The organism is Collinsella aerofaciens (assembly GCF_040920445.1).
Classification (GTDB): Bacteria; Actinomycetota; Coriobacteriia; order Coriobacteriales; family Coriobacteriaceae; genus Collinsella; species Collinsella aerofaciens_BH.
Genome location: NZ_JBCOTQ010000006.1, coordinates 41,026 through 54,556 on the forward strand (window position 1 = coordinate 41,026; position 13,531 = coordinate 54,556).

Below are 13,531 nucleotides of genomic sequence, written 5' to 3' on the forward strand. Positions count from 1 at the left end.
GAGTCAATCCAAGAACATGGCGTTTTGCAGCCGCTTTTGGTTCGCAAGCATGGAAACGGCTATGAGATCATCGCTGGTGAGCGTCGTTACCAGGCGTCGAAGCTTGCTGGTCTTGAGGAGCTGCCTGTCATCATTAAAGAGGTTAATGATGAAGAGATGCTAGCTCTTGCTCTTATCGAAAACCTTCAGCGTTCTGATCTAAATCCCGTCGAAGAGGCTAAGGGCTACCGCCAGCTTATCGATGCCAGCGGTATGACCCAGGAGGCATTGTCGAAGGCGGTAAGCAAGTCACGCTCTGCAATTACAAACTCGCTGCGTCTTCTCGATCTACCTGAAGTTGTTCAGCAGATGATTTTTGAAGGTAAACTTACTGCAGGTCATGCGCGTGCGATTCTTGCAGTTCCCTATGAGGACGCGCGTATTCGACTTGCGGAGAAAGTTGTTGCGGAGGGTCTTTCCGTAAGAGCGACAGAAAATCTTGCTCCGTTGTTTTCTGCCGGAGAGACACCTAAGACGCCGAGGCCTGCAACGCCTCAGTCTTTTAAGAAGGCTGCCCGTGTGCTTCGTCAGGTATTTAATACCAACGTACGTGTGAAGAGCTCGCGTGGAAAGAATAAGATTGAGATTGAGTTTAAAGACGAGGAAGAGCTCTCTCGTATTCTTGGCGAAATGATTCAGTTTGATCAAGGAGGCCAAGATGAGGAATAGAATTTTAACTGCGATTGCATTGGCGACGACTGTCGCGGCTGGTGCCTTTGCTGGCTATAAGATCGCGACAGACGATGAACTTCGAGGTCGTTTGCTTCGTAGTGCGCAAGATATTGTCGATACATCCAAGAAGAAAATGGATGTTATGACAGAAGATGTTGCAATGCGTACTGCTCAGGTAACGAAGAATCCCAAGATTAATCAGGGTTGGGTCAGCAACCAATGGGAAAATGTAGGCTATTAGGTACCTAACAATTACTTAGCATATTGTGATGGGTCCTTGTCTGATTCACGAGACAAGGACCCCTTATTTTGGCCGTAAAAATGGGACCAGTAGCAGCTGATTCAAAATTAAGGTCAATAAATGAAACGACCCCGGTTGCATATCCTGCAACCGGGGTCGTTCGATGTTTCACATGAAACGTTTTGGGGTGCGACTCCCCTATGCGTTCTTCTGAACTTTGAAGCGCTGCTTCAGCTGTCCGCAAGCGGCGTCAATATCGTTACCACGGGAGTTACGAATCGTTGTCTCGATGCCACGGGACTCAAGGCGACGCTGAAGATCCTCAACCTTATGAATCGGCGACGGCTTGAGCGGGCTACCCTCGATGTCGTTAAGCTGAATGAGGTTAACGTGGCACAGCGTTCCCTCGCAGAAGTCGCAGAGCGCCTGCATTTCCGGATTCGTATCGTTGACGCCTTCGATCATGGCATACTCATAGGTTGGGCGGCGGCCGGTCTTCTCGGTGTAGAGCTGAAGCGCTTCGTGAAGGCGAAGCAGCGTGTACTTCTTAACACCGGGCATGAGCTTATTGCGCGTCGACTGGATGGCGGAATGCAGTGAAACAGCAAGCGTGAACTGCTCGGGGATGTCGGCAAATTTGCGAATACCGGGAATAACGCCACTGGTAGAGACGGTGAGGTGACGAGCGCCGATACCGATGCCATCGGGGTCATTGAGGATTCGCAGCGCCTTGAGAACCTCGTCGTAGTTGGCAAACGGCTCGCCCTGGCCCATGAAGACAACGCTCGTGGCGCGCTCGCCAAAGTCGTTGGATACATGAAGTACCTGGTCGACGATCTCTTGAGCGGTCAGAGAGCGCTTGAGGCCGTTGAGACCGGTAGCGCAAAAGGCGCAGCCCATGCCACAGCCAGCTTGGGTGGAAACGCAGACGGAAAGCTTGTTACGACGGGGCATGCCGACAGTCTCGACGGAAACGCCGTTGTGGTACTCGAGCAAATACTTGCGAGAGCCATCTTTGGAAACCTGCTTGGTTAGTTCAGTCGGCGTGTCAAAGGCAAAAGCCTCTTTAAGCTGCTCGCGGAAAGCCTTAGGAAGGTTTGTCATATCGTCAAACGAACAAACGTTCTTCTCAAAGACCCATTCGATGAGCTGCTTCGCGCGGAAGGCTGGCTGGCCAAGTTCGGCCACGAGCTCGCGAATATCGTTTTGGCTCAAGTCGCGAATGTCCTGAGATTTAGTCCTGGGATTCATGGAAGCCTTTCGATTTTGGGGAAACGTAGAGGGTATCGCTACAATATGGTATCAGCTGCAGAAATTATAGAGGAGGAGTCTGCCCATGCCGGGTAAAAGCCTAGAGAACATGCACGTAGCGGTCTTGGCGGGCGGTCATTCCGCTGAGCGCGAGATCTCGCTCAATTCGGGAAAGAACGTCGTGGTTGCCTTGAAGGAGGCCGGCTACACTTCGGTGGAGCTGCTCGACACGGCTGCCGATGATTTTATGGTAACCATGGCGACCGGCGGCTTTGACGTGGCGTTTATCGCCATGCACGGTGCCGGCGGCGAGGATGGTGCCATGCAGGGCGCCATGGAGACCCTGGGTGTCCCCTACACGGCCTCGGGCGTGCTTGCCAGCGCCTGCGGTGCCGACAAGGAGGTCTCTAAGCTCTTGTACGCCAAGGCGGGCATCCCCATTGCCCCCGGCCTCGCGCTCGAGGTGGGCGATGAAGTCGATATCGATCATATCGTCGAGGTTTGTGGCGAGCGCTGCTTTGTGAAGCCGGCCGTCAACGGTTCCAGCTATGGCATTTCCCTGGTCCATGAGCCCTCCGAGCTGCCCGCGGCAATCGCCAAGGCGTTTGAGTACGGCGACAAAGTGCTGGTCGAGAAGTGCATCGAGGGTACCGAGATCACCGTCGGCGTGTACGGCGAGGACGACGTGCGCGCTCTGCCGATTGTCGAGATTCGTAAGCCCAAGGACTGCGAGTTCTACGATCTGGACGTGAAGTATGTCGACCCTACGGACATCCATCGCATTCCGGCGCAGATTTCACCCGAGAATTACATTCGCGCTCAGGAGCTTGCCTGCGCTGCTCACAAGGCCCTCGGTTGCCTGGGTATCTCGCGCAGCGACTTTATTGTGAGTGAGGACGGCCCCGTCATCCTCGAGACCAATACCATTCCCGGCATGACCGATACGTCGCTGTATCCGGATGAGATTCGCCACACCGACGACATGACGTTCCCGCAGGTCTGTGACAGCCTGATCCGTATGGGCCTTCGTCGAGCGGGCATTGCATGCTAATCGAGGACGCGGTTTCGTCAGGAACTCCGCAGTTTGTCATCGACTCCTATGCCACGCTTGCCGAACGCGCCAAAACGCAGTCCTTCGGCCTTATCGAGGAAGATGTAATTGTCCTCGATACCGAGACCACAGGTCTTTCGGTGCAGGACAACGAGCTGATCGAGATCTCGGCGGCCCGTCTTTCGGGCCGCGAGATCGTCGACCGCTTCGATACCTTCGTGCATCCCAAGCAGCTGATTCCCGCCGAGATTACCGAGCTCACGAGCATTACAAATGCCGATGTGGCAGATGCCCCGTCGGCCGTTGAGGCCGTCGCCGCTCTCGCCGATTTTGTCGGTGGTTGCCCGGTAATCGCACATAACGCCACGTTCGACCGCTCGTTTATCGAGTCGGTCAAAGGCGGCGTCAACGTGAGCGATATTTGGATCGATTCGCTGGCGCTGTCGCGCATCGCGCTTCCGCGCCTGGCCTCGCACAAGCTGTCTTTTATGGCCGATCTGTTTGGCTGTGACTCGGTATCACACCGTGCCAATGCCGACGTCGACGCCCTGTGTGGCGTATGGCGCGTGTTGCTCGTGGCACTCACCGACTTGCCCCAGGGCCTCATGGCGCGCCTAGCCGACATGCATCCGGACGTGCCTTGGTCCTATCGTCCAATCTTCTCATTCTTGGCGGGGCAGAACCCTGGTTCTATCTTCTCTCTCAGCGCCGCTCGTGCTGACGTTCTCAAGGCCGATCGCGCCGACGATCGGGTGGACGCCGACGAACTGCCGGTACTCAAGATGCCGAGTCGTGAGGAGATTGAGGCAGACTATGCGCCAGGTGGCCTGGTCAATCGCATGTATCCCACCTACGAGCCGCGTGATGAGCAGATCGCGATGGCGCTCGAGGTCCGCGATGCGCTGGTCACGGGCACTCATCGTGTAATTGAGGCGGGCACGGGCGTCGGCAAATCGATGGCCTATCTGGTGCCTTTTGCCGAGGCAGCACGCCGTAACAACATCACGGTTGGTATTGCGACCAAATCGAACAATCTTGCCGACCAGCTCATGTACCATGAGCTGCCAAAACTTGCCGAGCAACTGGACGGTGGCCTGTCATTTTGCGCTCTCAAGGGCTATGACCACTATCCGTGCCTGCGCAAGCTTGAGCGCATGAGCCGCGGCCAGGTCGAGATTACCACCAAGCGCGATCCGGCGGACACGCTCACGGCGGTCGCGGTCATTATGGCGTACGTCTGCCAATCAGCCGATGGCGACCTCGACTCGCTCGGCATTCGGTGGCGCAGCGTCAACCGCCCCGACTTTACGACGGCCTCGCGCGAGTGTGCTCGTCGCCTCTGCCCGTTTTTCCCTGATAAATGTTTGGTCCACGGCGCTCGCCGTCGTGCAGCGCATGCCGACGTGGTGGTCACCAACCATTCCCTGCTGTTCCGCAATGTCGCGGCCGAGGGCAGGATTTTACCTCCGATTCGTCATTGGGTAATCGACGAGGCCCATTCCATCGAGCGCGAGGCGCGCCGTCAGTGGGCGCGCGTGGTGTCGGCGGACGAATCACGCGTTCTGTTTGAGCGCCTGGGTGGCTCGAGCACCGGTGCGCTAAGCCAGGTTTCCCGTGATTTGGCAACCTCCGAGGGCTCTACGCTCTATCTGGGCCTTACTGCCAAGGCGACGTCGACGGTTGCGCGCGCGAGCATGGCAATCGCCGACGTGTTCGATGGCGTTCGCGAGCTCGGCCGCCGTGCCCGTGGGGGTTATGACAATGCCAATCTATGGATTGGCCCCGAGCTGCGCGAATCTGACGACTGGCATGATTTCTTACAGTCGGCCTACGCTGCCATCGATGCATTGGAACAAGCTGACAAGAGCGTCGACGCGCTGGTGCAGGCTGTCGCCGCCGACAAGCCCGAGGTTGTTGTCGACCTGGGCGATATCTCGCGCCGCCTGCACGAGCTGGCCGAGAACCTCAAACTCATCATCGACGGCACCGATGAACACTACGTGTATTCGCTGCAGGTCAATCGCAGGTTGCGTGCCGGCGGAGAGTCAATGACCGCAGAGCGCATCGACATTGGCGAGGCCTTGGCAACCGAGTGGCTGCCCGAGGTTCACACGGCTATCTTTGCCTCGGCGACCATGACGGTGTCCAAAAGCTTTGAACACTTTAACCACGCGGTCGGCCTCGATCGCATCGGTGCTTCAACATCCTCATCGTTGCACTTGGACTCGAGCTACGACTTCGATTCGAACATGGCTGTAGTCGTTGCGGGCGATATCCCCGATCCGCGCGATCGTGAGAGCTATCTTACGGCGCTCGAGCGCGTGCTGGTCGACGCCCATCTTGCCATGGGCGGATCGGTGCTCACACTGTTCACCAATCGGCGCGACATGGAAGACCTGTACGCCCGCGTTGAGCCCAAGATGGCCCGTGCGGGTCTGGAGCTCAACTGCCAGCAGCGCAACTCATCTCCTCGTCGCCTGCGCGACCGGTTTATCAACGAGCCGACCTCGTCGCTTTTTGCGCTTAAGGCCTTCTGGGAGGGATTCGACGCCAGCGGCGAGACGCTGCGCTGCGTCATCATTCCCAAGCTGCCGTTCTCGAGTCCCACGGACCCGCTCTCGTGCGAGCGCAACCTGCGCGAAGACCGCGCTTGGGCGCGCTATTCGCTGCCCGAGGCGGTGCTCGAGGTCAAGCAGGCGGCCGGCCGCCTTATCCGCTCGTCGACCGATTGCGGCGTGCTGATTCTGGCCGACCCGCGCCTGGTGACGAAGGGCTACGGAAAGAAGTTCTTAACGTCGCTGCCCACGAGCTCCTACCAGCGCATCGAATCGGCGCAGATCGGGCACTATCTGCAACTGTGGCGCGCACGCCACGAGCGGCGGCGCTAAAGCGGACAGACGAGGGTTTTTGCCATATCGCACAGACGCTTTGACAGGGCGGGGTCATCCAAGATGCGGATGGCTCCGCCCGCTGCGATTACCTGGCTCAGTAGCCAACGCTCGGAGCCGTAATGCACGGTTACCGTTGCCATGTCTGCCCCGCTGTGCTCGATTAGGGTGATGCCGGCCCAGTCCAGATGCTCCGCCATATCGAATGGCATCAAGAGCTTTGCGCTACGCTGCGTCCGGGCAAGGGAATCGTGGAGGGATGCGACGCCCGGTGTGTGAGGCACGACGGAGTCTTCCGTCAAGGTGAGTCCCTCGATTTTATCCATGCGATAGGTGCGCTGCTCATCGACCGCGATGTCCCAGGCAATCAGGTATGTTTGGTCGCCGTTTGCCGTAATGCGCAAGGGGTCGACCAGACGCTCGCGTGGCCGCGCATCGTCCATCGAGCGATACGAGATGCGGCAACGAACACCGTCCTGAATGGCGCAGCTCAGCTGCTGCCAGTGCGACCCGTGGTTGACGGTGTCAAAGACGCGCTGGTTATAGCCGAGCTCTTCGGGCAGAAGGGCATGTCGAATCCGAGCTGCCGTCTGCGGCTCGATCCCCAACGATTCAAGTTCATGGTTGAGCACGGCGCCCTCGGCGGCACTCAGGCGCAACGGTAGAACACGCCCGGCGTCGCCGGTGAGGACCACACGCTCGCCGCGGCATTCGCAGATGATGCGCGCGCCCGATTCTCGGTCCGCGAGCGTCGAGACGATCTCGAGAATCTCGTCGAGCGACACCCCTGTGATGTCAAAGCGGCTGCAAATCTCGGCTCGTGTCATGCCGCTCTCGCCGGCGGCGTAGAGGGCCTCCATGATGTCGATGGCACGCGAGAGTCTCTGCTCGCTGGTGAGTTTACGCACGGGCATGCTCGTGCACCGTCCTTTCAATGAGGCGGTTCCACGCCTGCTTGAGCGATTTGGGGGCCACGGGCCTCATGCCGTCCACGGCGTGGGCCATGCAAAATGAGGCGGCGGCTTCAAGGTCACGCACGTCAACGGTCCAGGCCCATCCCACATCGGTGTGTGCGAGCTCACCTCGCCCGCGCGTGAGGCCGTTGATCATATCGATCTGCGTCTGAGGGGCGAACGAGAACGTGGCTGCAACGGGCGGTCGGTCGGCAAAATCGAATTCAAAGAACAGATAGTCGTTGAGATTGAAGTCCGCAGGGATGGCGTAGGCCTTCGAAGGACGCCAAGCGCGAACGATACGGTCGCAGCGGAATGTCCTGATGCCGTCGGTGACATTGTCGAGGCCGCAGAAGTACGCCACGCCCTCGCGTTCGAACATGCCGTAGACGCAGACGGTACGTTCTTTCTGCTCGCCGCGTCCGTTCTGATATAAAAATCGCAGCGCGCATCGCTCGGCAAAGGCGCTCCATACCGCATCGACGGTGGGAGAGCGGCGGATTGGTGCTTCGTCCACCGTCGTCCTACCGGTGAGATAGGCAATCTTGGAGCGAATATCGGCAAGCGGTGCGGCAAAAGTGGATGAGCCGGCCGCTAGTGTCTGGTCGATGGCGTTGAGCAGGATATCGGCGTCGTCTGCGGTGATGAGGCCGCCTGCTGCAAAGGTGTGCTCGCGGTCGATTGTCCACGAGCTTTCCTCGGTCTCCTGTGCACCGGCGGGGCGAACCTCCTTGATTAAGATGCCACGCTCGAGCAGTTTGTCACGATCGCGCCGAAACTTGCGCTTATCCGAGTCGATGTTGCCCGAGTCATATCCCAGGTCAGAATCCAAGACGATCTGCTCGGTCGTCAGCGGTTCGGGGGAGCTGTTGAGCACAAAGAAAAGATTGAGGATGCGCTGAGCCGTTTTATCGAAACTGGGCTCCGAATTCCCCTTTTTAATTGTCGCGGTCGGGTCGCTTGCCGTCATAGAGTCCTCGCATGAGAAGGTGGTTTGCTGCCATGATTTTAGTCCGATATGGAGATTAGGCTATATCCTTGTCCGCTCGGGGCGTTAAGATGGCCCGAATTCGGTCGTTTGCGCTTGCTCGGGGTATACTTTCGACTATATACGGTTCTAATGTGCATGCATTGGGCCTATTTGTCGGATTATGGATGTGGAGCGCACATGGCGAACACCCAGAACTATATTAACCACCTGCTGCAGAACACCGGCATTACGCCGGCATGCAGCGAAGAAGAGCGCTTGGCTGCCGAGGATATCGCTCAGATCTTCCGCAACCACGGCTTTGATCCCGAGGTTCAGGAGTTCAATGCCCCGGCGCCCAGTAGGTTGGCATTTGCCGTCACCGGTATTCTTGCGTTTGCCGGTGCCCTGCTGATGGGCATCGGCGGCGGTATCGGCTTGGTCGGCACCTTGCTGGCCATTGTCGGCGCCGTTCTTTACGTGCTCGAGCGCACGGGCCACCCCGTGGTTTCGCGCCTGGGCAAGACGGGCGTGAGCCAAAATGTCATCGCCTACCACAAGGCCTCGGGCCCGCTCGCGTCCCCGCGTAACCGCCCAGTGGTCGTTGTCGCACACTACGACTCTCCCCGTGCTGAGCTGCTCGCCCGCGAGCCTTATGCTTCGTATCGTGCGCTCATCGCCAAGCTGTTGCCCGTTGCCACGGTTGCCCCCGCTGCCGTTGCCATCCTGCGTATCCTGCCGCTCCCCGGCGCGCTCAAGGTTCTGCTGTGGATTGTCGCGATCCTCGCTTCCCTCGTTGCACTTGCCAACGCGGCAAACATCATCTCTAACCGCCATATTCTTCCCTATACGTCCGGCGCGGTGTGCAACAAGTCTTCTGTCGCCGCTATGCTCGGCGTTATGGACAACGTTGCTCCCTTCCAGGGCGAAAACGAGTTTCCCGACGATGTTCCGTTCGATACCTATTTTGGGGAGCAGAAGCGTCGTGCCGAGGAAATGGCGCGCGCAGCGGCGGAATATGCCGCGGCCCAGCAGCAAAACGACTACGGCAACACCATCGAGTATGAAGAGCCTACCTACGCCGAGGACGAGTTCGGTCAGCCGATTGTTCCCGACGCTCAGACCGAGCCCGAACAGGGTGAGGCTTTCGACGAGCAGATCGAGGGCTTTGAGGGTGCGTCTGCCGACGAGACGCTGATTGGCGCCATCGTGCCCGAGGATCAGAATCAGGCTGTCCAGGCTGAAGAGTTCAATGACGAGGTTTCCGCTGCCGAGCCGGTGGAGGAGCCTGTCGCGGCCGAGCCCGAGCCCAAGCTCTATCGCAATGCCGCCGGCAACATCCGCTTTGGTTCGGATGCCATCCGTGCGCTCGGAATGCTTCCCGAGTCCTGCACGCTCGATTACGAGGAGGGCGAGGAGCCGACGTTTGAGCCCGAGCCTGCCCCCGTCGTGACTGCGCCTGCGCCCGCTGTCACCGTGGATGATGAGTCTGCCGCGGTTGCCGCTGCCGTTGCCGAGCCCGAGGCGGTGTCCGCGATCGATCCCGCGGCAGGACTGGACATTTTGGCTCCCGCCGCGCCGGCACAAGACGTTGCGGACGAGTCTGACGACGATTACGTTGAACAGCCGAGGCGCGTGTCTTACGAGAGCGATACTGATTTCTCGGCCGAGATTCCCGCGGCAACGCCCCATGCCGATATTGCATCCGCGTTCTCTTCGATTGGCGCCAGCGCTTCCAACTTCTTTAAGGGTGCGCTTGCAAAGGGCAAGAAATTTGTCGACGATTTCGAGGAGAAGCGCGCTGCCGCACGCGAGGCTGCCGAGCAGGAGGCTATCGCTCAGCAGCAGGCAGCCGAGGCGGCACGTGAGCTCGCGGCGCAAGAGTTCGAGCAGAACGAGGCTATGCAGTCCGCGCCCGTCGAAGCCGCCGAAGCTACAACGTCCTTTGAGTCCCAGCAACCGGCGTCCGCGGATGTTGTTGAAGCGACGACGTCTTTCGAGGCTCAGCAGCACGTCGATAGCACCATGTCGTTTGATGCCGCGCAGTTCGATTCCACGATAACGTTTGAAAAACAGGGCACCGCGATTGCCGAGCCCCTTCCTGTTTCCGATGAGCAGGGCGACGCGGCAGACGATGACGAGCCTGTTGATGCTGCCGAAATCCAAGATGCCGCCGAGGACGAGCCCGTCGAGGCCAACTCTGACGAAGAGCAATACGCGGCAGCCGAGCAAGATGATTCGACCGAGGTCGAGCAGGAGGAAGTGCCTGCGGTTTCCGAGACTCCCGAGACGGATGAGTCGAGGCCTTATTCCACGCAGATTTTCACCATGCCGACCCCGAGTGGTTCCGGTGCCACGGTTGCCAATGTCGCTCCCACCCAGGACGAAACGGTCGATTCCCTTATGGCCCAGATTTCCTCCCAGGCATCGCCGCGCCCGCAGATGAATGTTCCCGATCCGGCGTCGGCACCGTCGCCTGCACCTTCCTCGTCTCCGCTGGCTTCGGTCCCCGATCCGTCGCTGCCGTCTATGAAGCAGGCAAACGTTGCGTCTCGCACGTCGCTGTTCGACCTTCCCGACCCCTCCGCACAGGTCAACGATCCCTTTGCTACTGCCCAGGGTCCCGAACCCACATCGGCACCCGTTGCGCCTCCTATGCCCGTTGCGTCGGGCGCGCAGCCGATCGAGACCATTTCGGCTCCCGCCCCGGCGGCACCCAAGTCTCGTAAGCGCGGCCTGGGTGGTCTGTTCGGCCGTAAAAAGAAAAACGAGCAGGACAGCATGAGTGACTGGCTGGGCGTCGAAGACGATTACGATGCCAAGAAGTCCGGTCGCGGTATCGGTTCGTGGGATAACTTCGAGGACGATAACGATGGCTGGAAGGGTGGCGCTACGTCTTCCGATGGCGCTTCTTCCGAAGATATGCTCTCGGCTGTCGCCTCTATGGGCGATGATGAGCTGCTCGGTCACGATATCTGGTTTGTGGCAACGGGCGCCTCGGATTGTGATGGCGCCGGCATGAAGGCCTTCTTGGCTTCGCATCGCGATAAGCTCCGCGGCGTATTCTTTATCAATCTTGAATCCGTCGGCGCCGGTAGGCTTTCGGTTGTGACGGTCGAGGGCGAACAACAACTGCTCAAGGGCGATCGCCGCATCATGAACCTGGTCAGCAAGGTCTGCAAGTCGTTCCATGTCGATTGTGGCGCGCTCGAGATGCCCTATGCCAAGACCGATGCCTATGCCGCGCTCGAGGCGAGCCGCCGAGCCCTCACCATCGCCGGCGTGGACGGCACGCGTCTGGCTTGCGCTCGTACCGAGGACGACCTGCCCCACAATGTCAACCCGACGAACATTGCCACGGTATCCGAGGTCGTGACCGAGGTTATCCGCCGTTCGTAGACGGAGCTCTAAGGAGTCAACGTGTTTTCGTATATTAAGCGCCATTGGCCTGTCTACGTGATTTTGACCTTGATTGCCATTGCGTTAGGATTTGGGGCTGCCTACATCGTGGGTGCGAAGGGCTCGACCCCCGCCTCCGCAATCAGCGAAGAGGTGGAGCAAGAACAGAGCACGGGTGCCGATGGGATTCCTGAGTCTGAGCAGGCAATCGTTGATGGTGGATCTTCGTCTGCAGAGTAGATACGGCGATTTAAATGATTGAAAGCGGGCGAGCCGGGGGACTGGCTCGCCCGCTTTTTCATCGTGCTAGCGGTTCTTTGGGATCGACCTAAGGCGAGCGAACCATAGGGCTGCGGCACCCGAGGTCAGGAGCGCGGTGATGCAAGCGGCGATGGGAACTGATCCTGTTGCCGGTAGGTCCTGCGGTAGGGTACAGCGTTGAATGACACGGTCCTCGTCATGTGACTCAAGTTTATCGCCGCCGCCGTTGCGGCAAAGATCGACGCGCGCGCTGTTGGTGAGTGCGGTTTGGGTCGTATAAGCCGACGTTGCCTGCATGTGCACGACTGCGCCCCGAGCGTCTGTGCCAAGGATTGCTTTGGCATCGTCAAGGTCGTCGTGCTCATCTTTGAGATCATCGCGGGTCCAAGAATCCGCATCGCTTCGAGTCGTAAAGTCGGCAGCTACCGCACCGTATTCAATTCGAATGCCCGTTACGACGGTATTGGATGCAAGGTCGAGCTCTTCCGCCTCGAGTGTGGTGGATTCCGTGGTCGAGACATCCGCCTTCCAGAGGCGCCAGCCGTCGTAATCGACGAGGCGACAGTCCTCACCAAGGCTCTCTTTTACTTCGTCGGACTCAAGCCAAGGATTTTCGTGCCCATCGTCAAGTGTCGCGTTCGCCGGTTCATCGACGTCTGTCGAGTCCAACGGCGTCGTGCGATACCACACGTTGCACAGACCGTTGAGGTCGCCGATGGCGACGGGGGTTTCGATTGAGATGAATCTCGCCGTGCCGTCTTTGGCGCACTCAAGATCATCGGTAATCGTAAACTCATCAACCCAAGTAGCGGAATCGTTTCGAGCATCGATGGTATAGGAGAAAAGCCCATCACTATTGGTTTGCGTCGTGGCGCGGTTTTTACCATCGCCGTTAGCCAACAGGCCCTTTTCGATAGGTTGGACAAGTTCCTGACGCTTGTCGACCTGCCCCTTGATCTCGATGGGCGCATCCTTCATCGCGACGGATTGGACTTCTCCCGTATCCTTTATTTCAAACGTTATCTCCTCGGCAAGGTCATAGGTCCGCGGAGACATCATTTCGCGCAACGAGTAGGTGCCAGGTGCAAGATGTTCGACGCGGTGCGGCTTGTCGGATGAGGTCCAGGAGTCTATTTCGGTTTTATCGGGACCATATAAGGTGAGCTGTGCGCCTTCCACTTCCTGCTCACCGCTTGCATCGACCTTGGAGATATCAACCTTGGTGTAATCGTCGGATACGTTAAGCCGTGCTTCTACAACGGGTGTTTTCTGGTCGGCATAAGCGAGGTCTACGATATGGGGCGTCCGGTCGAGTAAGAAGCCGGTCGGCGCTTGAGTCTCGACGACCTCGTAGCGTGCGGTGCCAGATCCCAGCGGGAGGTTGTCCGCGCGTGCTTCTCCAGTTTCATCCGACGTGACGGTCGCGACGGTCTCACCGTCGAGCGCGGCAATGCTACCGTCGGGGCGCACGATATCACCCGAGGCACGGATCTCAAAGACGGCGCCCGCGAGGCTGCTGCCGTCTACGGCATCGGTTTTAACGATCCTGATGTTTCCGGTCGCGGCGTGGTCATAATACGAGGCGATTGCAACGGGCGTTAAGTTCATGTCGGCGGGTATGTTTACCTCGATCTCTTCGCCGACAAGATAGGGCTCTTTGGCCGAGGTTTCGCGTACATAATAGGTGCCCGGCACGAGCGATTCGGGCAGTGTGACGGTCCCGGTCGCGTCAGTCGTAAAGGTGTCCATTACGTTATGTGCTGGATACCAGCAAGTTTGTGAGACAGGTTCGTGATTGCTGTCTAGGAG

General features: G+C 58.7%; 10 protein-coding genes. 6 read left to right on the forward strand and 4 right to left on the reverse strand.

Annotated features, from left to right (window positions below; translation table 11 throughout):
- Together AB5405_RS01715 and AB5405_RS01720 are read left to right on the forward strand one after the other, a co-directional pair.
- A partial coding sequence (locus AB5405_RS01715) for a ParB/RepB/Spo0J family partition protein (RefSeq protein WP_368137378.1) occupies window positions 1-708 on the forward strand: 708 nt, incomplete at its 5' end.
- Window positions 698-952 (forward strand): hypothetical protein, encoded by a 255-nt coding sequence (locus tag AB5405_RS01720; protein ID WP_149926478.1) that lies wholly within the window; start codon window positions 698-700, stop codon window positions 950-952. The genes AB5405_RS01715 and AB5405_RS01720, both read left to right, overlap by 11 nt.
- A 198-nt stretch (window positions 953-1,150) precedes the next feature.
- Here the strand turns inward: AB5405_RS01720 and rlmN are convergent, their stop codons facing one another.
- A complete protein-coding gene (gene rlmN, locus AB5405_RS01725) occupies window positions 1,151-2,203 on the reverse strand; it encodes a dual-specificity RNA methyltransferase RlmN (RefSeq protein ID WP_368137379.1) in 1,053 nt (350 codons plus the stop codon).
- A gap of 85 nt (window positions 2,204-2,288) precedes the next feature.
- Between rlmN and AB5405_RS01730 the strand changes: the two genes are divergently transcribed.
- Window positions 2,289-3,254: a D-alanine--D-alanine ligase family protein gene (locus AB5405_RS01730; protein ID WP_346979431.1), complete on the forward strand. Its 966-nt coding sequence runs from the start codon at window positions 2,289-2,291 to the stop codon at window positions 3,252-3,254.
- Complete coding sequence (locus AB5405_RS01735) at window positions 3,248-6,142, forward strand: helicase C-terminal domain-containing protein (protein WP_368137381.1); 2,895 nt, start codon at window positions 3,248-3,250, stop codon at window positions 6,140-6,142. The genes AB5405_RS01730 and AB5405_RS01735 overlap by 7 nt, the downstream gene beginning before the upstream one ends.
- Here the strand turns inward: AB5405_RS01735 and AB5405_RS01740 are convergent.
- Entirely contained in the window at window positions 6,139-7,056 is a 918-nt protein-coding gene (locus AB5405_RS01740) for a helix-turn-helix transcriptional regulator (RefSeq protein WP_368137382.1), read from the reverse strand. The two genes, AB5405_RS01735 and AB5405_RS01740, sit on opposite strands and share 4 nt — an antisense overlap.
- The gene (locus AB5405_RS01745) at window positions 7,043-8,065 is read right to left on the reverse strand and encodes a helix-turn-helix transcriptional regulator (protein ID WP_148331775.1); all 1,023 of its coding nucleotides are present in this window, start codon (window positions 8,063-8,065) and stop codon (window positions 7,043-7,045) included. The genes AB5405_RS01740 and AB5405_RS01745 overlap by 14 nt, the downstream gene beginning before the upstream one ends.
- Window positions 8,066-8,263: 198 nt before the next feature.
- On the opposite strand from AB5405_RS01745, the gene AB5405_RS01750 reads away from it, so the two are divergent.
- Entirely contained in the window at window positions 8,264-11,461 is a 3,198-nt protein-coding gene (locus AB5405_RS01750) for a hypothetical protein (protein WP_368137383.1), read from the forward strand.
- A gap of 21 nt (window positions 11,462-11,482) precedes the next feature.
- Window positions 11,483-11,701: a hypothetical protein gene (locus tag AB5405_RS01755; RefSeq protein ID WP_022094153.1), complete on the forward strand. Its 219-nt coding sequence runs from the start codon at window positions 11,483-11,485 to the stop codon at window positions 11,699-11,701.
- A gap of 66 nt (window positions 11,702-11,767) precedes the next feature.
- Here AB5405_RS01755 and AB5405_RS01760 read toward each other — a convergent pair.
- Window positions 11,768-13,531 (reverse strand): MSCRAMM family protein (locus AB5405_RS01760; protein ID WP_368137385.1); only part of this gene is annotated, 1,764 nt, incomplete at its 5' end.

Excerpts from the sequence above, each read along its gene's own strand:
- AB5405_RS01720 (WP_149926478.1), top strand. The coding sequence starts at position 698 with ATGAGGAATAGAATTTTAACTGCGATTGCATTGGCGACGACTGTCGCG.
- rlmN (WP_368137379.1), bottom strand. The coding sequence starts at position 2,203 with ATGAATCCCAGGACTAAATCTCAGGACATTCGCGACTTGAGCCAAAAC.
- AB5405_RS01730 (WP_346979431.1), top strand. The coding sequence starts at position 2,289 with ATGCCGGGTAAAAGCCTAGAGAACATGCACGTAGCGGTCTTGGCGGGC.
- AB5405_RS01735 (WP_368137381.1), top strand. The coding sequence starts at position 3,248 with ATGCTAATCGAGGACGCGGTTTCGTCAGGAACTCCGCAGTTTGTCATC.
- AB5405_RS01740 (WP_368137382.1), bottom strand. The coding sequence starts at position 7,056 with ATGCCCGTGCGTAAACTCACCAGCGAGCAGAGACTCTCGCGTGCCATC.
- AB5405_RS01745 (WP_148331775.1), bottom strand. The coding sequence starts at position 8,065 with ATGACGGCAAGCGACCCGACCGCGACAATTAAAAAGGGGAATTCGGAG.
- AB5405_RS01750 (WP_368137383.1), top strand. The coding sequence starts at position 8,264 with ATGGCGAACACCCAGAACTATATTAACCACCTGCTGCAGAACACCGGC.